Origin of the sequence: Chondrinema litorale, from assembly GCF_026250525.1 — a bacterium.
GTDB lineage: Bacteria > Bacteroidota > Bacteroidia > Cytophagales > Flammeovirgaceae > Chondrinema > Chondrinema litorale.
Genome location: NZ_CP111043.1, coordinates 3,658,035 through 3,680,939 on the forward strand (window position 1 = coordinate 3,658,035; position 22,905 = coordinate 3,680,939).

Annotated in this window: 21 protein-coding genes; 17 read left to right on the forward strand and 4 right to left on the reverse strand. The window is 32.6% G+C overall.

Features of this window, described 5'->3' with window-relative positions:
* Window positions 1–19: 19 nt before the first annotated feature.
* Entirely contained in the window at window positions 20–595 is a 576-nt protein-coding gene (locus OQ292_RS15110) for a 50S ribosomal protein L25/general stress protein Ctc (protein ID WP_284682978.1), read from the forward strand.
* A 38-nt stretch (window positions 596–633) separates the two neighbouring features.
* Here the strand turns inward: OQ292_RS15110 and OQ292_RS15115 are convergent, their stop codons facing one another.
* The gene (locus OQ292_RS15115; RefSeq protein WP_284686009.1) at window positions 634–984 is read right to left on the reverse strand and encodes a cupin domain-containing protein; all 351 of its coding nucleotides are present in this window, start codon (window positions 982–984) and stop codon (window positions 634–636) included.
* A gap of 132 nt (window positions 985–1,116) precedes the next feature.
* On the opposite strand from OQ292_RS15115, the gene OQ292_RS15120 reads away from it, so the two are divergent.
* A complete protein-coding gene (locus OQ292_RS15120) occupies window positions 1,117–1,470 on the forward strand; it encodes a hypothetical protein (protein WP_284682979.1) in 354 nt (117 codons plus the stop codon).
* Window positions 1,471–1,483: 13 nt separating this feature from the next.
* Window positions 1,484–2,251 carry a DUF92 domain-containing protein gene (locus OQ292_RS15125; protein ID WP_284682980.1) on the forward strand — a complete coding sequence of 256 codons (768 nt, stop codon included), beginning with the start codon at window positions 1,484–1,486 and terminating at the stop codon, window positions 2,249–2,251.
* Between the two features lie 55 nt (window positions 2,252–2,306).
* Here OQ292_RS15125 and OQ292_RS15130 read toward each other — a convergent pair whose 3' ends face one another.
* The 3 genes from OQ292_RS15130 to OQ292_RS15140 all read right to left on the reverse strand — a co-directional run bounded on the left by OQ292_RS15130 (window position 2,307) and on the right by OQ292_RS15140 (window position 4,213).
* Window positions 2,307–3,035, reverse strand: coding sequence for a DUF4197 domain-containing protein (locus OQ292_RS15130; RefSeq protein ID WP_284682981.1), 729 nt, complete (start codon window positions 3,033–3,035; stop codon window positions 2,307–2,309).
* Window positions 3,036–3,286: 251 nt separating this feature from the next.
* Window positions 3,287–3,502 carry a YgaP family membrane protein gene (locus OQ292_RS15135; RefSeq protein ID WP_284682982.1) on the reverse strand — a complete coding sequence of 72 codons (216 nt, stop codon included), beginning with the start codon at window positions 3,500–3,502 and terminating at the stop codon, window positions 3,287–3,289.
* A gap of 75 nt (window positions 3,503–3,577) precedes the next feature.
* A complete protein-coding gene (locus OQ292_RS15140; RefSeq protein ID WP_284682983.1) occupies window positions 3,578–4,213 on the reverse strand; it encodes a Crp/Fnr family transcriptional regulator in 636 nt (211 codons plus the stop codon).
* Between the two features lie 142 nt (window positions 4,214–4,355).
* On the opposite strand from OQ292_RS15140, the gene gatB reads away from it, so the two are divergent.
* The 14 genes from gatB to OQ292_RS15210 all read left to right on the forward strand — a co-directional run bounded on the left by gatB (window position 4,356) and on the right by OQ292_RS15210 (window position 22,891).
* Window positions 4,356–5,816, forward strand: coding sequence for an Asp-tRNA(Asn)/Glu-tRNA(Gln) amidotransferase subunit GatB (gene gatB, locus OQ292_RS15145; protein ID WP_284682984.1), 1,461 nt, complete (start codon window positions 4,356–4,358; stop codon window positions 5,814–5,816).
* A 70-nt stretch (window positions 5,817–5,886) separates the two neighbouring features.
* Window positions 5,887–7,008: a redoxin domain-containing protein gene (locus tag OQ292_RS15150; protein ID WP_284682985.1), complete on the forward strand. Its 1,122-nt coding sequence runs from the start codon at window positions 5,887–5,889 to the stop codon at window positions 7,006–7,008.
* A gap of 169 nt (window positions 7,009–7,177) precedes the next feature.
* Window positions 7,178–8,482 carry a dicarboxylate/amino acid:cation symporter gene (locus OQ292_RS15155; protein WP_284682986.1) on the forward strand — a complete coding sequence of 435 codons (1,305 nt, stop codon included), beginning with the start codon at window positions 7,178–7,180 and terminating at the stop codon, window positions 8,480–8,482.
* A gap of 157 nt (window positions 8,483–8,639) precedes the next feature.
* A complete protein-coding gene (locus tag OQ292_RS15160) occupies window positions 8,640–9,977 on the forward strand; it encodes a transposase (protein WP_284682082.1) in 1,338 nt (445 codons plus the stop codon).
* A gap of 833 nt (window positions 9,978–10,810) precedes the next feature.
* Window positions 10,811–11,605 carry a polysaccharide biosynthesis/export family protein gene (locus OQ292_RS15165; RefSeq protein WP_284682987.1) on the forward strand — a complete coding sequence of 265 codons (795 nt, stop codon included), beginning with the start codon at window positions 10,811–10,813 and terminating at the stop codon, window positions 11,603–11,605.
* 53 nt (window positions 11,606–11,658) lie between these two features.
* Window positions 11,659–14,076: a GumC family protein gene (locus OQ292_RS15170; protein WP_284682988.1), complete on the forward strand. Its 2,418-nt coding sequence runs from the start codon at window positions 11,659–11,661 to the stop codon at window positions 14,074–14,076.
* Window positions 14,077–14,164: 88 nt separating this feature from the next.
* Window positions 14,165–15,646: a lipopolysaccharide biosynthesis protein gene (locus tag OQ292_RS15175; RefSeq protein ID WP_284682989.1), complete on the forward strand. Its 1,482-nt coding sequence runs from the start codon at window positions 14,165–14,167 to the stop codon at window positions 15,644–15,646.
* Window positions 15,647–15,667: 21 nt separating this feature from the next.
* Window positions 15,668–16,456 (forward strand): glycosyltransferase, encoded by a 789-nt coding sequence (locus OQ292_RS15180; RefSeq protein ID WP_284682990.1) that lies wholly within the window; start codon window positions 15,668–15,670, stop codon window positions 16,454–16,456.
* 76 nt (window positions 16,457–16,532) lie between these two features.
* The gene (locus tag OQ292_RS15185; protein WP_284682991.1) at window positions 16,533–17,684 is read left to right on the forward strand and encodes a glycosyltransferase family 4 protein; all 1,152 of its coding nucleotides are present in this window, start codon (window positions 16,533–16,535) and stop codon (window positions 17,682–17,684) included.
* A gap of 3 nt (window positions 17,685–17,687) precedes the next feature.
* Complete coding sequence (locus tag OQ292_RS15190) at window positions 17,688–18,266, forward strand: acyltransferase (RefSeq protein ID WP_284682992.1); 579 nt, start codon at window positions 17,688–17,690, stop codon at window positions 18,264–18,266.
* A gap of 6 nt (window positions 18,267–18,272) precedes the next feature.
* Entirely contained in the window at window positions 18,273–19,571 is a 1,299-nt protein-coding gene (locus OQ292_RS15195) for an O-antigen ligase family protein (RefSeq protein ID WP_284682993.1), read from the forward strand.
* A 45-nt stretch (window positions 19,572–19,616) separates the two neighbouring features.
* Window positions 19,617–20,459: a glycosyltransferase family 2 protein gene (locus OQ292_RS15200; protein ID WP_284682994.1), complete on the forward strand. Its 843-nt coding sequence runs from the start codon at window positions 19,617–19,619 to the stop codon at window positions 20,457–20,459.
* 97 nt (window positions 20,460–20,556) lie between these two features.
* Entirely contained in the window at window positions 20,557–21,909 is a 1,353-nt protein-coding gene (locus OQ292_RS15205; protein ID WP_284682995.1) for an NAD(P)/FAD-dependent oxidoreductase, read from the forward strand.
* Between the two features lie 7 nt (window positions 21,910–21,916).
* Window positions 21,917–22,891, forward strand: coding sequence for a glycosyltransferase family 2 protein (locus OQ292_RS15210; RefSeq protein WP_284682996.1), 975 nt, complete (start codon window positions 21,917–21,919; stop codon window positions 22,889–22,891).
* The last annotated feature ends 14 nt before the right edge of the window (window positions 22,892–22,905 follow it).

A 22,905-nucleotide genomic window follows, 5' to 3' on the forward strand; every position in this document is an offset into this window, starting at 1 on the left:
AACCTTAAAACGCTGCAAGATGGAATATCTAGACATGGTAGGCTACTACAGAAAAGATCTTGGTAGAAAAGCCTCAAAAGATTTAAGAACAGAAGGATACGCTCCATGTGTATTGTATGGTGGTCATGACGAACCAATCCACTTTTACGTTCCTATGATTCTTTTCAGAGAGTTAGTTTATACTCCTGATGTTAAAATGGTAGTAATGGATATTGAAGGAACTGAATACAAGTGTATTCTTCAAGATATTACTTTCCACCCAGTAAGTGAAGTAATTCTTCATGTAGATTTCCTTCGTTTATATGACGATGTGCCAGTTAAAATGGACATTCCAGTATCTTTCAAAGGTAGTTCTCCTGGTCTTTTAAAAGGGGGTAAATTAGTTACTAAGACTCGTAAATTGACTGTAAAAGCTTTACCGGCTGATATGCCTCAATCTATCGAAGTTAGTATTGAAGGACTTGAATTGGGTAAGTCTGTAAAAGTTTCTAGTATAAAACAAGATAACTTTACAATCTTAAATAACCCAATGGTAACCATTGGCTCAATTGAAATACCAAGAGCTCTTAAGAGTGCAAAATCTAAAGAAGCTTAATAATATACTCGGTGGCTTTTTTAAGCCACCTTTTTTTGTTATTCTACAGCTATTCCCCAATAAATAAACTTAAGCGGAACATTACCTTCGGCTTTTAGTTCATGAATTTTTCCAATAGGAATTTTAATGAACGACGTAGCTTGTAAAGTATATGTTTTGTTATCTATAATATAGGATCCTTTACCTTCCAAAAAATAAAAGAATTCTTCCATATCTGAATGAACATGTGGTTCTACAGTTTCTCCAGGTTGTAAAATGCCTATCGCAGTTTGAGTAAGTAAAGATTCAGTCTCTTCATTTTTTAATAAGATAATCTTTTCTCCATTGTTATGCGATGTACGGGTTTTTGCTAATGCACTGGCTAATTTGTTAACCACACTATCTTTCATATTCAAGATTTCTTTAATTAAACTAAACAAGATTAATCAATTAATCGGCTGACTGCAATCATAATAAACATAATCTCTTAGTAGGAGTATTGTATTAATTTATATCCTAGTCGTGTCATGGCAACCATAAAAATGAAATTTTGCAACAATGAGCATAAAAATTGGCTTGTTGAGCTAAACACAATGCAAGATGAATTAAAACTGTATCAGGATAAATTGGCTTATTTGGCTGCTTTATATTTTACAACAGAAAAAGAAAAACCAGTAAATAACCTCCGTAGAGAAGTGTTAGAGTTTTTTTATCAAATTGATGAATTACGCTATATGATTCATCTACACGAAGTCTTTCTTAGCGAAGAAGCAGAAAATGGAAAAATAGTTGAAGAAGACCATCAAACAGAAATGGAAAAACTGGCTTGTCTTAAAAAAGATTTTGAAGTTTTAAAATCAACAACAGAAAGCTTTTATATTGCAAGTGAAGACTAAACTATAATGTTTTTTGAGTTTATTTCAATCATTTTTTAGCAACTTGGCCTATGTATTACCAGCTTTACCATCCAATTTTTTGCTGGGTGTTCTGGTAGTAATATTATTTGCAGTATTAAGTGTTTTATCTGGCAAAATCGATGTTCCAGGAGGTTTAACCGGTGGTTTGTTGGCATTTTGTCTTTTTTTAGGAGGAGGTTTTCTACTTATGGGATACCTCTTTTTATTTTTTATTGCAGGTTCTGCTGCATCTGCTTTTAAGATTGGCGAAAAGCAAAAGTTAGGATTAGCAGAAAAAAATAAGGGTAAGCGCTCTTATAATAATGCATTAGCCAATGCAGGAGTTGCTGCAATATTTGGCATACTGTGTTGGGCAGATCCTAATAGTTTTGATATGTTTCATTTGATGTTAGCTGCATCATTTGCTTCAGCAGCTTCTGATACTTTTTCATCCGAATTGGGAAATTACTTCGGGAAAAATTATTACAACATAATTACCCTAAAACCAGACGAACGTGGGCTGGATGGTGTAGTGAGTTTAGAAGGAACACTTGCAGGAGTTGTAGGTAGTGTTTTAATATCGCTATATTTTTATATTGTAAATGGACGTTTACTAGCTGCCTTAATTGTTTTATTGGCAGGGATTTTTGGGAATTTTACAGATTCTGTATTAGGTGCAACTTTGCAAAAAAGGGAGTGGTTAAATAATGATACAGTAAATTTCGCAAATACACTTTTGGCAAGTTTATTCGCAATGCTTTTATATAACATTGTGGCATAAAAAAAATCTCTTCTGAATATTCAGAAGAGATTTTTTTTATGATTAGGTATTTGATTTATTCATCGTCATCTACACTACCAAATACTTTCTTAAGTATGTCTGTAGTACGAGCTACAGGGTCTTCTCTAATTTTCAATTCTTCTTTAGCAATCATAATAAATAAACCATTAATTGCTTCATCTGTAACATACTCAGCTAAATCGGTATTTACTTCTTTTGTAAAAGGAATTTTGTTGTATTGAGTAGTTACATTTCCCCAGTATTTTGTAGCATCTACTTTTTCGAGCGAAGTAGCTATAATAGGTTTAAATTTTACTTTAAGACTATCTGTAGTAGTTTTTTGTAAATATTGAGTAGCTGCATCATCGTCACCTTTAATAATGTTTATGGCATCTGTAAAAGTGAGTTGTTTAATAGCTCCAACGAAGATATCTTTTGCTTCTATAGATGCATCTTCAGCAGCTCTATTAATTGAAGTAATGGCGTCATCAACTAATTTATCCATTCCTAATTTTCTCAATTGAGTTTCAACCATCTGAACCTCTTCAGGGAAAGGTATTTTAATTTCTGGATTTCCTAAATAACCGTCAAGCTGAGATACTTCTGCTACTCCATTTACAGCACCTGTTTGTAGTGCTTCTATAATTGCATTGCCTGCTTCTTCTTCGGTAAAAGAAACCGATCCTCCTGTAGCATCAGTTACAGCCTTTTGTAAATTTTTTAGAAATTGTGCTTGGGCAGTAAATGAAAATAAAATAAGAAATACTATCGCTAATTGTTTCATCACTAATTTTTTTCGCTATTAAAAATGATTGAATTATTCATTCAAAATTAAGGAATAAAATTTCCTGTTAGTTTAAATCTTCGTTAAACAAGTCTCAGAACGCGTCGAAAACTTTTTAAGTTCTTACTATACAAGTATGTTTTTGCAATTATGTACTTAGATTTTGTTGATAAAATCTTTAATAGACTTTAATAAAAAAGGCACAGATAACTATCTGCACCTTTAAAGATTAGGTTAAGCAATTTTAATTTTTAAGCTTTCTGTTTATTGGCTTTACATGTAGATATACCAAATGGTGCATAAAGTGGGCAAAAGCTTATTACACTGGTTAGTAAAAATATAGTAGCCAGTATACCTGCTATAATTGCAACAGTACCACTTATTACATTTGTAAAGTATAGCAAAGCAACTATTGCTGCAATTGCAATTCTTATTACTTTATCGATAGTACCCATGTTCTTTTTCATATTCTTATCAGATTAGAGTTACAAAATTTGTATGATAAAAATATGGTGGTTGCCTCAGTAGTTGAGTGATATTAGTTACATAAAGCCATTTATTTTGATAGAATTTCTGGAGATTTTAATCATGCCTTTCTTTTCTAATTGTTTTAATAACCTTGATATAACCTCTCTTGAAGTTGCCAAATCGGTTGCAATCTGATGATGGGTAATATGCAATAGGTTTGCTTGATGGAGACTTTGCTTTTCTTTTAGGTACACAATAAGTCGTTTATCCATTTTTTTAAAAGCAACACTCTCTACTGTATTGAGTAATTCGGCAAAACGGATGTCGTATAGTTGTAATGCAAATTGCTGCCAAGAGGGATAGGCTTGTAGCCATCCGTCAATCATGCGAGATGGTATAAGAATTAACTGCGTATCTTCATCGCAAATGGCTTTTACTTCGCTTTTTCTGTGATTCATATAAGCCGAAAAAGAAAGGGCGCAACTTTCGCCAGGTTTTATATAGTAAAGAAATATTTCGTGTCCTTCTTCATCTTCCCTTACAACTTTAACTGAACCGCTAATTAAAAGTGGAATATAATGGATATAACTGCCTTGTTTTAATATAAGATCACCGGTTTCAAAGTTTTCTAGTTGGGCATTTTTAAGTAATTGATTTCTCAACTCTACATCTGAAAATACAGGAAAATGTTCCTTTAAGAGTTCTTCCATCTGATTATAGGATGTGATGTATTCACTATTTTTTGATTAATAAATTAATTTTTACTCTATAAAGAAATAGCGACTTTCTTAATAATAGGTTCAATTTAATTAGCTTTGTGTCATCCACTTAATCAATTTTTGAAGAGTTCAGATGAAGCAGGAAATTATTGATACATACGAATTGGTAGTAGGGCTAGAAGTACACGCACAACTATCAACTAAAACAAAAGCATTTTCTCCAGATGCAAATGCTTACGGAGAAGACCCAAACACAAACATTAGTGTAATTACATTGGCTCATCCGGGTACATTACCTAAGAGCAATGGCAAGGCATTAGAATATTCAATTAAAATGGGACTTGCCTGTGGATGTGAAATCACTAGGTATAATATATACGATCGTAAAAACTACTTTTATCCAGATTTACCAAAAGGTTTCCAGATCACGCAAGATAAAGCACCTATTTGTGTGGGCGGATTTTTTGATGTAGAGAATAATGAAGGAAAAGCTTCTAGAATAAGGCTTAACCGCATCCATATGGAAGAAGATGCTGGTAAATCTATTCACTTAGAAGGAGCAGCCTACACCATGGTTGATTTGAACAGGGCAGGTGTACCGTTGATTGAAATTGTAACAGAGCCAGATATAAGATATGCCGAAGAAGCTATACAGGTAATGGAGCAAGTGAGGAGGTTAGTGCGATATCTTGAAGTCTCTGATGGCAATATGGAAGAAGGTTCACTAAGGTGCGATGCCAACGTTTCTGTGAGAAAAATAGGTGATACTGAACTTGGTAGAAAGGTTGAAGTGAAAAATATGAACTCTATGCGTAATGTGCAAAAAGCTATAGAGCATGAAAGAATAAGACAAATAAAAATGTTAGAGGCTGGTGAAGAAATTATCTCAGAAACCAGAACTTTTAATCCTGATACTGGCAAAACTTATAGCATGCGTACCAAGGAAGAGTTGAACGATTACCGATATTTTCCGGAACCAGACCTTCCTCCAATTATAGTTTCAGATGAAATGCTTGCAAGAATTTCATCTGAAATGCCACCGCTTCCAAAAGCACTGTTTGAAAAATTCACTAAAGAATATAAGTTACCAGCGTATGATGCAGGTGTACTTACAGACCAGAAAGAAGTAGCCTTGTATTTTGAAGAAATTTGTAGCCATACAAAGAACTTTAAAGCAGCATCTAACTGGTTAATGACGACCATTAAGTCTTATTTAAATGATTCTGGCAAAGAGATTACCGATTTTGAATTGGAGGCTGGAAAAATAGCCCAGCTTATTGCCTTAGTTGACGACGCAAAAGTGAGTAATACTACTGCAACAGGTACTTTATTTAAAGCGCTTATTAGCGAACCAGATAAAGAACCTGAGGAGTTGGCAAAATCATTAAATCTTATTCAAGAAAGTAATGATGGATTTATTGTTCCGATTATCGATGAAGTGTTAGCTCGCTTTCCAGATAAAGTAGCTGCTTACAAAAAAGGTAAAAAGAATCTGATAGGTTTGTTTATGGGTGAGGTGATGAAAGCAGGGAAAGGCAAAGTAGACCCTAAGAAAGCCAATGAGCTAATTAGAAAGCAATTAGAAAAGGCATAATCTAAGATTGAATTTTAAATAACAGGGCTTTGTTAGCCGGATATAATAGAGAATATTAAACAACATTGAAATGAAATATTTAAAGATAGGAATTTTTGTATTGTTTGGGCTTGTGGTTGCATGCTCATCACAAGGAGAGAAAGGAATAGCTAATGCACCTGAAGCAGAAAATGGAACTCCAACAACAATATCCGGAAAAATTCAAAACCCCCAAGAAGGCGAGGTTATATTATATCAAATAAAAGAGAATCAGAAATTTCCATTCGATACTTTAAATGTAAGTGGCGATGGTTCATTTGAAGTTACATTCCCTATAGCCGGAGCAGGTTTTTATTTGATTAACTTTTATGAGAGCCAAGAGAAAATGCTGGTTTTAAATCCTGGTGATAAACTTGAAATTACAGCAGATGGCTCAAGTGCTGATGGAATTTATGAAGTAACAGGTTCACCAGATACAAATTTGCTTACTGAGTATTTAGCATTAGATCAAAAATTAAGTACTCAAATGAATATGCAGAGACAGAAATATTTTGAGACAGAAGATAAGGAGCAAGCAGAAGAAGATTATAATGAATTTGTGAAAAATGCAGTTGCTGAAATTAAAGGATTTATTGAGAAAGCAGATGGTTCAATTGTTTCAATATTTCCAGCTACTCAACTAAATATAGATGAAGACTCAGAGTATTTAACTGCGCTTTCTAATAAGCTTTTTGAGAAATACCCAGAAGAGCAAATGGTAATTGATCTAAAAAAGAAGATTGATGCTGTTAAAAATACAGCAATAGGCGAGGTAGCACCAGATATTGAACTGCAAAGTCCAGAAGGTAAAGACATTAGTTTATCTTCATTAAGAGGTAAATATGTGTTGATAGATTTTTGGGCATCGTGGTGTGGGCCTTGTAGACAAGAAAACCCAAATGTTGTAAGGGTTTACAATAAGTTTAAAGACAAAGGCTTCGAGATTTATGGTGTTTCTCTAGACAGGGATAAAAACGCTTGGAATAAAGCTATAGAAAAAGATGGTTTAACTTGGTTACATGTTTCTGATCTTAATTTCTGGAATTCAGAAGTTGTTCCTTTATATAATATCGAAGGTATTCCGATGACGGTTCTACTAGACAAAGACGGAAAAATTATCGCAAAAAACCTTCGTGGTAAAGCACTTGAAGATAAACTTACAGAGCTTCTATAAAGAAATAGAAATAAAAAATAGAAAAAGGCAGATCTTATGATCTGCCTTTTTTATTATTTTTTATTTAAAAAGTTATATTTTAGAATTTTAATTACTTTGCATATATGTTCTTTTAAAGAACATCATATAATTTAAAGGTATATTAACCCCTAAAATTAATTCTAACCTAATGAAGAAAATCGCAATACACTGGCAGATAATTATTGGAATGGTCCTAGGCATAGTTGTAGGACTAATTTTGATTAGTGCTGGTTGGGGACAATTCTCTAATGACTGGATTAAGCCCTTCGGTAAAATATTTATCAATTCTCTAAAATTAATAGCTGTTCCTTTGGTGTTATTTTCCCTTGTAAAGGGAATTACCAGTTTAACGGATGTTTCTCAGCTATCTTCGATGGGAGGTAAAACAGTTTTAATATATGTCAGTACTACTATTGTTGCTGTTACATTAGGTTTATTATTGGTAAACATTACTAATCCCGGTAAAGGTTTTACTGAAGAAACTCGAAAAGAGTTTAGTGCTAACTATGCTTCAGATACAGAAATGAGAGCAGGTTCAGCCAAAGAAGTGCAAGGAAAGGGACCACTACAACCATTGGTTGATGTAGTAACCGATAACATCTTTGTTTCATTTGCTGATAATGCCAAAATGCTACAAGTAATATTCTTTGCAATACTTTTTGGGGTGGCAATGGTAATGGTTAATTCTCCTGTAGTAGAGCCCATAAAGCGGGCGTTTGATGGATTGAATGAAATAGTTATACAAATGGTAAACATCATTATGTTATTTGCTCCATTTGGTGTTTTTGCATTGCTATGTTCTCTTTTGGTAGATATTGCAGGAGATAATCCTGATAGAGCTGTAGAGCTTTTAGGTGTATTGGCTCAATATAGTTTAACAGTAGTTTTTGGTCTTGGATTAATGATTTTTGGATTCTATCCAATGTTAGTTCGAGTATTTGGCAAGTTTAAATACAAAGATTTCTTTTCAGGTATATTCCCGGCTCAAATGATGGCTTTTTCAACTAGTTCTAGTGCGGCAACTTTGCCTGTAACCATGGAACGTGTAGAGAAGCATCTAGGTGTTTCTAATGAAACTGCCAGTTTTGTTTTACCACTTGGAGCAACAGTTAATATGGATGGTACTAGTTTGTATCAAGGTGTGGCTGCTGTGTTTATCGCTCAAGCATATGGTTTAGATCTTACTATTGGTCAACAACTTGGAATCGTAGTAACTGCGACATTAGCATCTATTGGATCTGCTGCAGTGCCAGGAGCAGGTATTGTAATGCTAGTAATTGTGCTCGAACAAGCTAAGATTCCAGTTGAAGGTATCGCATTAATACTTGCTCCAGATAGAATTTTAGATATGTGTAGAACTGTTGTGAATGTAACAGGTGATGCAACAGTTTGTATGTTGGTGGAGAAGACTAAGAAAAAATCTGAAATTCCCTCAGAGTCAGTTAAGGTTTAGCAAATAGGCCTTACCTTTTAAATAAAAGGGATTGAAAATCAAGGTTTTAAATGCATTAATGTATAAAATAAAACCCCGCAATTAGCTAATAAAAGCTTTTTTCGGGGTTTTTGATTTGTTAAATTGTAGTGTCTAATCACAATTAACACTACAATATATGAGAGATCAACAGCTTTTCCAACCACAAGATTACTTAACTCCAAAATGGTATTTATTTAAGAGTAGTAAATTGGGTAATGTTTATGATAGCATCCCTTGGGAACAACTTTCTGCATGTCTGCCTAAGAAAAATAAAGGCCCTGGTGCTCCTAGCTGGTTTTCGCCTCAGGGCATGTTTGGCTTAATGTTTCTAAAAGCCTATTTAAACCTGAGTGATGAAAAGCTCATAGCACGCTTTAATACCGATTGGAGCCTTCAGCTATTTTGCAATAAATTGCTACAGGATCATCAAAAGATTAAGGATAAGGCCATTTTAAGTCGAATCAGGACGTATATGGCGGACCATACTGATTGGCAACAACTTCAAGAGGTACTACTCCAACACTGGAAAACAGACATGCATAATACGCATGTGCTCTTAATGGATGCTACTTGTTATGAGAGTTATATTCGTTTTCCTACCGATGTTAAGCTGCTCTGGGAGAGCTGCCAATGGGTGTTTGAAAAGCAGCTTTACAGATACTGTAAAATATTAGGAGTAAAACGACCTGGCTCCAAATATATAGATCAAAAGCGCATGCAGATGTCTTATGATCGTAGTCGTAAAAAGACATATAAAGCTGGTCGCAAGCGTAAAAAGTCATTGATATATCTACTATCCAAAGGATTGGGGCAACTGCAATGCCTACTTAACGAAAATCCACAAATACAGCTTCACTTACATGAGAGAACATATCTAAAAACTATAAAGAAGATAATCGAGCAACAGCAATTCTTGCAGCAGCATCCAGCTAAAGAATTGAAAAACAGGATTGTATCACTTCCCAAGGCTTATGTTAGGCCGATAGTGCGAGGTAAAGAAGCTAAAAGGGTTGAGTTCGGAATGAAGGCACACCTGCTTCAGGTGGATGGTATCTGCTTTATCGATACCATGGAGTTCCGCGCTTTTAATGAAAGTACCAGACTGAAATTAAGTAGTTTAAAACATAGATCGATATTTGGCTCACTTCATCAACTAGGAGCAGATCGCATTTACGCCACCAACAAAAACAGGAAGTATTTAACAGAAAAGAAGATATTTACCTGCTTTCCAAAGAAAGGTCCTAAAGTAAACAACCCTGCTGAAAGCCAACTCAGAAGTCTCATCTCTAGCCAAAGAGCCACGGTGATGGAGGGAAGTTTTGGCGTGCATAAAACAGCTTATGGCCTCAATAAGATCAAGGTTAAAGGAGAAAAACGAGAAATGATACACGTTTTTTTCGCAGTTATGATGGCCAATGCCGTTAAGATCAGCAAAAGGAAATCAGAACAAGCCCCTCTACTTCAGGCCGCCTAAACCTAAAGCTGAAAAGCCTATGGGATGAGTGTGTCTATACTATCCAAAAGCAATATTTTCCAGTTTTATCAATAGGATTACTCACAGTATTGTACTTTTTAAATAGTCCAAAACAGCAGGTACCAAGATTTGAAACAAAAAAAAGCTGAACTTTATCTATCCAACTCTTATTTTTTATTGGTCTTAATCAATTTTCAAGGAGGCCCCAAATAGTTTCTATAATTCAAGCGATATTGTAAGGAGAGCTGTCATGGTTTTGGCAGCTTTTTTTGTTGCTTTTCAAGCCAGTGAAAATTTGGATGTTATATTTCTGAAAAAAATCACAAAAAAGCTTTTGGTAGATTGTTAATAGAATATTTCTTGATTATCATGTTTTTTTCAAAAAAAAGCTCAATAATGATTTGTAATTAGCTATAGAGGAATAAAATTTGTTCAGAAAGCAAAAGTAATAAACATTGAATGTATTATAATGGTTTACTTATTTCATTAAAAATAAATAAAAAGTAGATGTAAGTTATTATAGTACTAATTAATGAATTTAATATTTGATTTTATAGGTAGTTGTAATGTAAAGTTTATTAATATTTACACTACTGTCATCTATACTATAGTATTTAGTTCTGTAATTTTTTTAACTTTGGAATAAATTTATGACATCCGAATTTTACAGCCAGTAGCATTACTTATTTAACTAAATTTTTTAAATCGATTAAGCTCAAAACTTTTACAGGTTAATAATACTTAACGTTTTGTGCATTTTCTTTCTTATAACCGTAGTTTTACGGTAGAACTCAGAACAAATTTTGTATATCCAATTTATATTTGATTAAAACATGTCTCGAAAATTATTATTTGTTTTTTTAGTTTTTTGTATCTTTTCTTGCATCCCAAATGAAAAGCTAATCTACTTACAAAGTGAAAACATCACTACAAAATCTGCAGTACAGTATAACAATACACGAAATAATTACCTTGTGCAAAGTAATGATGTATTGGCAATTGACATAGTGAGTCCAGCTGACCCTGCAGCATCTGAGATTTTTAATCGTGAATCCAATAATGTACAAGGAGCAATGCAACCAGCAGCAACCTTTTACATTAAAGGTTACTCGGTAGATTCAGATGGGAATATCACTCTTCCATTAATTGGAAAATTAAAAGTTTCAGGTTCAACTATAGAGGATATTACTTATAGAGTTCAAGAAGTTCTTAAAAATTATTTAAAGAATGCTACAGTTACAGTTAAGCTTGTAAGCTTTAAAGTAACTGTACTGGGAGATGTTAAAAACCCAGGAACATATTATGTGTTTAACAATCAGGCAAATATTTTTGAGGCATTGGGTATGGCTGGTGATCTTATCGATACAGCAGATAGAACGAGGATTAAATTAATTAGACAAAATAGCAAGGGTTCAGAAGCAGTATTAATAGATCTTACAGAAGAAAACCTGTTAAGGTTACCGTACTACTATTTACAGCCAAATGATGTGTTGTATGCTGAAAGACTTGAGCAAGCTACAAAACAAAAAAACTTACCTGTTTTAACTGCTATTTTTGCTGGTATAGGAAGTATAACTGCTTTAGCAAGTATTATATATGTTATATCAGGAGCAAACAATAATAATTAAATACAGAAATAAAAATAAAGACATATTAACTTGTCAAATAAATATCTTCAATCATGGAAAATCAGGATACTGTATTTATCGACATAAAAGCCATAGCCAATAGGGTACTATCCAAGTGGTATTACTTTGTGGGTTCTCTTATTGTGGCTTTCCTGCTTGCATTTGTCCATAATAAAACTGCACAAAGAATCTATCAGTTTAAATCAAGCCTTATTATAGGTCAAAATCAAAATGGACCTAAAAGTGCAAATGACATACTGATTGCGATGGGAGCAGAGCAAAAGAATATTACTAACTTAAAAGATGAGATGGGTAGACTTACCTCATTTACTATGGTTAGAAAAACTTTTGAAGCACTTAATCTTAAAGCTGCTTATTATAAAGGAGAAGACAAAGGTAAAAATGAACAATTTGGTGCAGGCGAATTCCCTTTTAAGGTGGTTATAGATTCTTTAGATCCTCAGCCATTAGGAGTCCCGATTTTTGTGAAGTTGTTTCCTGATTCTACTTACGAAGTTGAAGTTGACGCAGAAAATGTTCCTATTTATGATTATAGCCTTAATGAGGTTGTTAGGGTTGAGCCTGAGCTTAAAATAAAAGAGCGAATTCATGCAAGAGAGAAATTTACGCATGAAAATTTAAGCTTCATGATTATTCCTGATGATAAATATCTAGCTGGTATTCCAGAAGAGCGTGTCCATTTTATATTTAATAGTTACGATCGATTAGCTGATACTTACATAAAAAGACTAGAGGTTAAAGAGCGTGATAGAGATTCCTATATATTAGATCTTGAGGTTACAGGAAGTAATCCTAAAAAGGAAATAGCTATTCTTAATAAGTTAATGGAGGTTTTTAAAACTACAGACTTATTAGAGAAAATGAAGTTAGGTGAAAATACTTTAGAGTATATTAATACTCAGCTATATGATGCAAGATTTAATTTAACACAATCAGAACAAGGTTTAACTAATTTCCAGACTTCAAGTGATATTGTTAATGCAGACCTTGCAACAACAACTCTATCAGCTGAGATGCAGAGATTAAAGCAACAGCAAAATGAATTAGCTGTTACGCTTAAGTTGTATGAGAGATTAAAAGGATATTTGGAAAGTGATCTGGAGTTAACTGAAAGTATCGCAGCAAGTGCATATAACTTAAACGATGGTGGTGTACAAGCTATGTTAACCGAAATTATTAGGTTAAATAGTGAAAAAACACAGCAGGAGCCAATTGTTGGTCCGGAACACCCATCAATTAAGCGAATTAATTTACAGATTAATAGCGCAAGGGAGGCTTTAAAACAGCAGGTAAGAACAGCTATTCAGTCTACAGTAATTAAAAAGCAGGAGATTGATAGGCAATTAGCATCTAACCAAGCTCAATTTAACAAGATACCACTCCAACAAAGAAGAATACAAGAATTACAAAGAAGCTCTGAGTTTGATAAGACTACTTATCAAAACCTATTACAGAAAAAAACTGAAGCAGAAATCTTATTAACTAATACTACATCTGATGTAAAGATATTAGATTCTGCTAGAATGATGGGTAGCCAGCCAGTTTCACCAAAAACTACAGTATCTTATTTATTAGCATTAATTATAGGTTTAGCTATTCCATATGTACTAATTACATTGAAAGACTATCTTGATGATAGTGTTAAATCTAAAGACGATTTAATTACTTCTACCAAAATACCTTATTTGGGTATGATCTTAAGAGGCGAAAAATCAAATGCTTTAGTTTTTGAAGGTAAGTCTAGATCTGGAGTTGCGGAATCATTTAGATCTTTACGTGTTAACCTTGAGCATATGCGACCGTCTTTAAATGGTGTAAATGGTCATGGAAATAATGCTGCTGGTGTAAATGGTAAAGTTAATGGATTTAAGAGTATCCAAACTATTGGTTTAACATCATCAGTTAGTGGCGAAGGAAAAACGTTCTGTTCTGTAAACTTGGCTTCTGCTTTTGCTCAATCAGGTAAGAAAACAATTATTATCTGTGGAGACTTAAGAAAGCCTAAATTCTCAGAGTATTTTGATATAAATAATAAAACAGGTTTATCTGGATATTTGATTGGTGATTTTACTATTAACGATATAATTCAACCAACCAAAATAGAAAACCTTTATGTTATAGATGCAGGTTATGCGCCAAATAACCCTAACCCAACAATTATTCTTGATTCTGCAAGAATGGAGCAGTTAATGGATAAATTGAAGCAAGAGTTTGATCAAATTATTATAGATACTCCTCCAATTGGTTTTGTAGCCGAATACTTTATTCTTAAAAAGTATGTTGACTCAAGCATTTATGTTGTCAGGTCAAACTACACGAATAAGAAACTGTTAGGTGAAATTAATGACCTATACAACAATAAAAAGGTAGATAACATCAGTGTTGTTCTAAACGATGTGAAATTATCTCAAGCTCTATATGGATACGGAGATAAGAGAAATGGATATTAATCCATTTCTCTCCCTTTCTTGTTTCTATCATATTCCTATATCATATCATCTGCTATTTAAATTCTTTATCTAAGAAAACTGGTTCACTATGTCTCAAAACTTAGCATCGAAAACTGCCACAGGGGTTAAGTGGAGCACAATTTCGACAGTATATAGTTCTGCATTGCAGATTGTATATACCTCAATTATGGGGCATTTATTAGATTCTACAAGTTTTGGTATAGTTGCTAGTGCTGGCGTAATATTAAGATTTGGGATGTATTTTGCCCAAATGGGCATGGGACAAGCAATAATCCAGAAAAAAGACTTAAATGTTTTAGAGATAAGATCTGCATTTACATCAAGCATTTTATTAGGTGGATTATTCTTTTTACTAACCTTTCTATTTGCAGATTTCTCTGTTGTTTTGCTAGATAATAACCAAATTATAGATGTTGTAAGAGCATTATCTTTCAACTTTATACTAGTTGGTTTATCATCAACTTCATTAAGTTTATTAAAAAGAGAGTTGGCTTTTAAAAAACTTGCTGTTATTGAAGTTGTCTCTTACACAGGATATTTAATTGTAGGTGTTGGTCTTGCTTTTAATGATTTTGGAGTTTGGAGTTTGGTTTTTGCTACATTATGTCAATCATTAATGCAAACAATGGGATCTTACTTAACAGTAAGACACAATATTAAACCTTTCTTCGATTGGAATGTGTACAAGCCATTATTTCAATTTGGTAGTAAAGTGTCGATAATAAGTTTTATGGAGTTTATAGGCTCCAATATGGATACAATGCTTATTGGAAAACTATTAAACGCATCTCTATTAGGTATTTATAATAGAGCTTTTATGTTGGTAAATCTTCCGATGAGATATATTACCATGAGTATTTCTAAAGTTTTGTATCCCTCATTAAGTAGAATACAAAATGAAAGTGCTAAGTTGAAAAAGATATTTCTTCTTACAATTTCAGTAGCATCTATATTATTGTTCCCGATTTCCGCAGGAATATTTGCTTCAGCAGAAAATATCATATTAACAGTATTAGGAGAAGATTGGGTACAGTCTATTATTATTCTCAAAATCTTGGCATTTGCTGCACCACTCGATTTGTTAAGTCACTTTGGAGGAGTATTTTGTGAAGCTAATAACAAGCTAAACCCGAAGATAATTTTGCAGTTTAGTTATTTGGTACTTCTAGCGACTCTATTTTTCCTTTTGAAAGACTATGGAATACAAGGTGTTGCTATCGGTGTACTGATAGGAGAGTTAAGTAGATTTTTAGCTTATATGGTTGTTGTTGGGAAAATGCTTCATATATCATTTAAAGAGTATTTGAATATTCTCTTATCAATAGTAATAAATATTGCTTTTGTAACAGCAGTAATGTTAGGAATATCATATAGTTTGGATTTAGTAGATATTCCAATTTTATTTAAGCTATTAATACAAATAGCATCAGGAGCCATTACTGTATTACTAATGCTTAAAATTCCAAATAATCAGAGGCTAATATTATCTATAAGGGAGAGTAATTTTAATATCCCATTTTTAAATAAAATTTCTTCTTTTTTGAATTAAAAAAATAACAATTAATATCGTATGGAAAATCAACAAAATAAGGTGCCGAAATTAGTATGTATGCTAAGAGTGAAAGATGGGATTTTGTTTGTGCACGATTGGCTTGAATCTATTTCTAAAATTGTTGATGAAATTGTAGTAGTTGATAATGGTTCTACAGATGGAACTCTTGATGTATTAAGAGCGCATCCCAAAGTAGTTTCTGTAGACGAAACTGTAGGGTTTGATGAAGGAAGAGATAAAATACTTGCTCATGATAGAGCAAAAGAAAGAAATCCTGATTGGATATTGTGGGTAGATGTTGATGAAATTTTTGAGGAAAGATTAACAAGGGATGTCTTAAATAAGATGATGCTATCTCCAACCATTACTAGATATTGGTTTAGAAGATTTCATTTACATAAATCTGAAAATGAATTTGAAGCAAGTCGTCAAAAAATATATGAAATTGCCAGTCCTGATAGAGTACTTTGGAAAAATCAACCAACTGGTTATTTTAAGTATGCTAAAATACATTGTCACCTTATAAGAGGTATTACAGGGAAAAGTGCTGTAACTCATTATAGAATAAGACATTATGGTAACCTTCATAAAGATTACCTTAAGAAAAAGACCAATTTATATTTATCAATAGATCCAGATCAAAAAGACAAATACATTAAGCACAGAGATCAGGATTTACCAACACTTAAATGGCATGAGTATTCTGAAAAGCCGGTATCTGTAACTATGTTAAATTATTTTCTTGATATGTTATTTGGTTTTGCTTTTATAAAGCGAAAATTAGGTAAGGCTAATGCAGAAAGCTAATCTTTAATATTGACTGTATAATAATTATTTTCAGAACAGACATCATACATTTTACTGCACTTTAAAACTTAACACTATGAAAATTGGTATTGCAGGACCAATGAGTATAGACCTTTTGGATTTTGACTTTAACGGTGAATCTGTTCCAGAAGGTTATAAATTCCCAATGACATCTGCATTGGTTAATGGCGTTTTAAAAAAGGGACATGAAGTAGTTGCATTTACTACATCAAGAGGAATAAGTGAACCAGTTGTTTTTGAAAGCGATAAATTAACCATCTGCGTAGCTCCAACTCCAGAGCATCCTTTAAGAAGTCCACTATTTGCATCTACTAGAAAAGAGCTTTATAATTTAATGATTAAATATAAAGTAGATGTAATCCATGCATTATGGACATATGAATTTCCATGGGCAGCAATAGATACGGGTTTGCCTGTAGTTGTAACTTTGCAAGATCACGCATCTACCATATTAAAGTACGATATGAGTTTGTACAGGTTTATGCGTTGGTGCATGAATTATATAGTATTAAAAAAGGCTAAATACCTTGTAGCTAATTCACAATACATGTACGATTTATTAATAAAAGAAGAGCAAACTAAAGCTTCTATTATTAATAACTTCTATTCTCATGATATGGAACGCCCATTAGCTATCGACAAACAAAAAGGTAATTACATTGTTTCGGTTTCTAATGGATTTGGCAAAAGAAAAAATATTGGTAATGCAATGTTAGCTTTTGCTAAAGTTAGGGAAACATTTCCAGACTTACAGTTTTACCTCTTGGGTAATGATATGGAAGAGAATGGTCCTGCTCATGAGTTTGCTAGAAAGAATAATATAGAAGATGGAATTTTATTTAAAGGTTTAGTTCCATTTGATCAGGTTCAGGATATAGTGCAAAATGCTAAAATTTGTGTACATCCATCAAGAGAAGAATCATTTGGAATGTCTGTATTGGAAACCATGTTGCTAGGTACTCCATTAGTTGGTGGAGATAAAAGTGGTAATGTTCCTTATCTATTGGATTTTGGCAAAGCAGGTATTTTATGTGATGTAGATGATATTAATAGTATTAAAGAAGCACTACTCAAATTATTACAAGATGAGGAGCTATCAAAAAATATAATTCAGAATGCATATAAACATGCAGTTAATAATTACTCTGAAGATGTAATTATTGATAAATACATTAAAAAATACTCAGAGGTTCTAAATGCATATTAAATAATGTTGTATAGAATAAAAGGTGTTAGAAAAATAGTTATTTTAGTTGAAAATCTAATATTCAATTTTATCTATAAGAGGAAGCTAAATAATAAAGTCAAAATCTATGGTTTTCCTATTATTACATTTCAAAATAGTAATTTTTCATTTGGTAAAAATATTACTTTAATATCTGAATCATATTTTAGTGAACCAGGAGTAAATCATCCCGTAATGATTCGCTTATTAAAACCAGAAGCTAGCTTAAAAATAGGTAATAATGTAGGAATTAGTGGAGGTGGTATTTGTGTAGAAACTAATGTGGAAATAGGTAACGATGTAATGATGGGAGCTAATTCATTTATTTCAGACACTGATTTTCACCCTATTGAACCAAAAAACAGGAGATTTAGTAGAGAAAATGTAAAAGCAAAGCCTGTAATTATTGAGGATAATGTATTTATTGGAATGAACTCAGTAATACTTAAAGGAGTAACAATAGGAAAAAATTCAATAATAGCAGCTAATAGTACGGTAGTAAAAGATATCCCTTCTAATGAAATATGGGGAGGAGCACCTGCAAAGTTTTTACGAAAAATATAATGATTTATGAGAATCAATATAAAATTCATTTATCTACTACTTGGAATTGGCATCGTATATTTTACTGATAGTTTGTTCCTGTCTGTAATTGTAGGAAAAGATAGTGAACTGCAATTACCTGTAACTCGTGTTGTTTGGATTGTAACTTTTTTGGGCTCTTTATATTTAGTGAATTATATGAGCTCTTTTATGCGTACATGGTGTATTGCATCAGCATTAATATTTCTATATTTTATTTTGGAGTCATTGTATTTATATGGTTCCTTTTTTCAGTTTCCAAGGGTTTTCTCAAAAGTATTAGAAATATTTTCAATATTTTATGTATATGGATTTTATAAAAAGTTTAATGGTAAAATTAATGTAGAAAATGTAGTCCATTTTATAGCTATATTTTTTATTTTAAATGCAGCAATTGTTAACAGAACAGCTTTTAGTGTAGTTTCATTCGCAGAACATGATAGAGGGTTTACTGCTGAGTCTGTTTATTTTTTAGTTATACCAATTTTATACTTTTTCAATAAGTATTTTTCTGATAAAAGTGCTAAGTATCTTTTTTACGGAGGTTTTTTCCTGTTCATTGTGATATTTCTTCAACATAGAACTGTTTGGATTGCTACCTCAGTAGCTTTGTTTATCAATTTTTTAATGTACAGAAAGAGCGGACTTAAGATTGATTTAAGTGCTTTTATACCAATTGCTTTAATTGTATTTGTAGCAGCATTCTTTGTTGGGTTCTTTATCCTCACTAATGAGACTATAGTAACAAAATTAAATGAAAGTATTGATGATTTAGCTAATCCAACAGGGCAAGGAACTGGTAGTTGGAGATGGGAGCAGTTTACATCTTATTGGCCTTTTATTGTAGATAATTTCCTTTTTGGAATGAGACTACAAGGGTTTGAGTTGCCTGTTCAGTTTTTTGATAGAGATAATTTAGCTTTTGAAGATGGTACAGGTCACCACTTTCACAGTTATTATGTTGATAGACTTTTCTATTTTGGAATTACAGGTTTGTTATTTATAATGGCACCAGTAATTTATTATATTACTTTTTTGGTGGGCAAAATCAAAAAATTAGGATTAGATAGAATCGCTTTTTTAGGGTTTGTTGGTAGTGCTATCGTTTATAGTTTGTCTTATAAAATACAATTAAATGTTTATGCATCTGTAGGCTTTTTTATATATATAATTGAAACTGATTTCCTAAATCAGCAAAAAGCAGAATTTCTTGAAAAAGAGGAAGAAGAAACTCATATTGATGAAGAAGTTGTTGAAAATGATGTTTTGATATCGCCTAGATTATAATATTTTATTCAAAAAAACATCTTAAACTATAGTAATACTTAACTTATGATCTACATTGTTATTCCTGTATTTAACAGAAAACAATTTACTAAAGATTGTCTTGATTCATTAAGAAAACAAACTGATAAAAGATTTAAAATTGTAGTAGTTGATGATGGTTCTACAGATGGGACATCAGAAATGCTGAAAGAAGAATATCCAGAAGTTCATGTATTATATGGAGATGGTAATCTATTCTGGACAGCTGCTACAAACATGGGGATAAGATATGCGCTTGAGAATAATGCTGATTATGTTTTAACATTGAATAATGATGTTATCGCAGTAGAAGATTATATCGAGAAAATGTATTATTGGGCTGAAAAAGAACCTAATTCACTTTTAGGCTCAATGGCGCTCGATACAAAGACAAATAAGCCTACCTATGGTGGTGAGATTATCCATTGGATGTCTCATTCTTATACTTTCCTTCTAGATGTACTTCCCGAAAATGAACAAACTACTGGAATTCATGAAGTTTCTCATTTCCCCGGTAGAGGGTTGCTAATACCTAAAGCTGTATTTGATAAGATCGGTTTATACGCTGAAAAAGCATTGCCTCACTATATGGCAGACCATGATTTTACTCATAAAGCCAAAAGGCATGGGTTTAAGATTTTCTGTAATTACGATGCTAAAATATTTACTTATCCAGAAGCGAGTGGCGACCAGCAAAATCGTAAAAAGAAAAGCTTAAAGAAATATTACGAGCATCTATTTGGTATTAGAGGAGGGGGAAATCTAAAGAATTTCACTATTTATACATTTAGAAACTGTCCTATATATTATATGCCTTCATTTTTAGTAATAGGTTATTCTAAAAGAATATTAGGTTATATTCTGCATTAATCAATAAAATTTCAGTTTCAAGTTTATTCAGTTACCAATTGTTTTCTACTTAAGTAAATCAACCTTATTTTAGTGCATCTAACAAATAAGGATTAAATTGAATGCGGATTTAGTAATAGTAGGTGGAGGGATCACTGGTTTAGCAGCTGCATATATTGCTGCAAAAAATGGAAAAAAAGTAACAGTACTTGAGGCCGATAAAAATTTTGGTGGCTTACTTAACACCTTCAAAATTGCAGGTAATAGGCTGGAGTTTTTTTATCATCATTTTTTCACCCACGATGCCGAAATTAACTGGTTGGTAAAAGAATTAGGGCTTGAAGATGAGCTCCTTTTCCATAAAAGCTCAATGGGGGTTTATCAAAATGGTGAAATTTTTCCCTTTGATTCTCCATTTGATTTACTGAAATTCTCTCCAATAAACTTTTTCGATAAATTAAGGTTTGGTTTTTCCAGTATTTATATGGGAATGTTTACCAATTGGGAGCAATATGAAAATATTTCTGCACTAGAGTGGCTCTCAAAATGGGCAGGTAAGTCTACAACAGAAGCATTATGGAAGCCCATGTTAGATATAAAATTTGGTCCATATGCTTCAGAAATTCCTCTCTCTTGGATGATTGGTCGGATGAAACAAAGGCTAAACTCCAGAGATAAAGGAGATGAAAAGTTAGGTTATATTAGAGGTAGCTTGCAAGTTTTATTAGATACCTTGTTAAAAACACTACCTAAAATGGGGGTAAATCTAATAAACAATACATCAGTTAAGGAAATAGAAATTGCAAATAATGAAGTGAAATATCTGAAAACAGATAAAGGATATACAATTACAGGAGAACAGTTTTTATTTACAATACCTACAAATATAACTGCCGAAATACTGGTGTCATCTGTGCCACAATTAGCTGCTTTTTTACAACAAACTAAGTATTTTGGAGCCGTATGCGTGGTTTTAGAGATGACTGAGAAGCTCAGCGATATATATTGGTTAAACGTAGCTGAAAGTGGGTTTCCATTTGGAGGAATTATAGAGCACACCAATTTTATTCCTCCTGAAAACTATGAGGGAAAACATATAGCATATATTTCTAGATATTTTGCGGATAGTGAGCCATTAGCAAAAATGAGCAATCAGGAGATTGAAGCACTAATGATTCCTTATTTGAAAAAAATATATCCTAATTTTACTGAGTCCCAGATAGAAAAAGTTTATACTTTTAAAACACACAGTGCGGCCACAGTTTGTGATTTAAATTTTTCTAAAAAAGTGCCTCATTGTAAAACAGACATAGATAAGCTTTATATAGCAAATATGAATCATATTTATCCTGATGAAAGAAGTACAAATAATGCGATTAGAGTAGCTGCAGAATCTTGTAAAAGTATGGGAATGAATGCTGATTTTGTTCCTGAAAATGCATCGCTAGCAGGAAAAATAGGGTTTAATTGAAATTAAAATGATATCGGTTGTAATACCATTATACAACGAAGAGAGTGTAATTCCGAAATTAGAGAAAAGACTGGTGGAGGCAGCACCTTTATGGGGTGAAGAGTATGAGATTATTTTGATTGATGATGGTTCCTCGGATGGTTCTTTGGAATTGCTCAAGGTTATAGCTAATAAATATTCTTTCTTCAAGATTATCCAACTGTCTCGAAACTTCGGTCATCAGGCTGCAATTTCTGCAGGTATAAAAATAGCCAAAGGTGATGCTGTAGTTATTATGGATGGTGATTTGCAAGACCCACCTGAAGAATTACCTAGATTTTTAGCAAAATGGAAAGAAGGTAATGATGTAGTATATGCTATAAGAACGAGAAGAAAAGAAGGGTTTATTAAAAGAGTTTCTTATTTCTTGTTTTATCGAATTTTAGGTTGGATTAGTGACATTGCTATACCACTTGATAGTGGTGATTTTTGTGTGATGGATAAAAAAGTAGTAAGGGCTTTAAATTACGAATTTCCTGAAAATATTCGCTTTATAAGGGGGTTAAGAGCTTTTGCTGGATTTAAACAAGTAGGCTTAACTTATGAGCGTGCAGAAAGAGCTGCTGGTGATGTAAAGTATACTTTCCCTAAATTGTTGCAATTAGCATTAGACGGTATTTTTGGTTTTTCAACCTTCCCACTTAGGTTGTCAACATATCTTGGTATTTTTATATCTATACCTTCTTTTTGTATAGGGATATTTTTTATTATTCATCGTATCCTAGATTTTAAAATTATGGGATATTCACCATCAGATACTCCTGGTTTAGCAACATTGGGTGTAGGGATGTTTTTTTTAGGAGGAATAATGCTAATTATATTAGGAATTATAGGTGAGTATCTTGGTCGAATATATGTAGAAGTAAAACGTAGGCCATTCTATATTATAGATGAGATTATTTCGTCTAAGTCTGATTCTGATAATAATTCCTTGAATACATAGGAAAAAAAATGTAT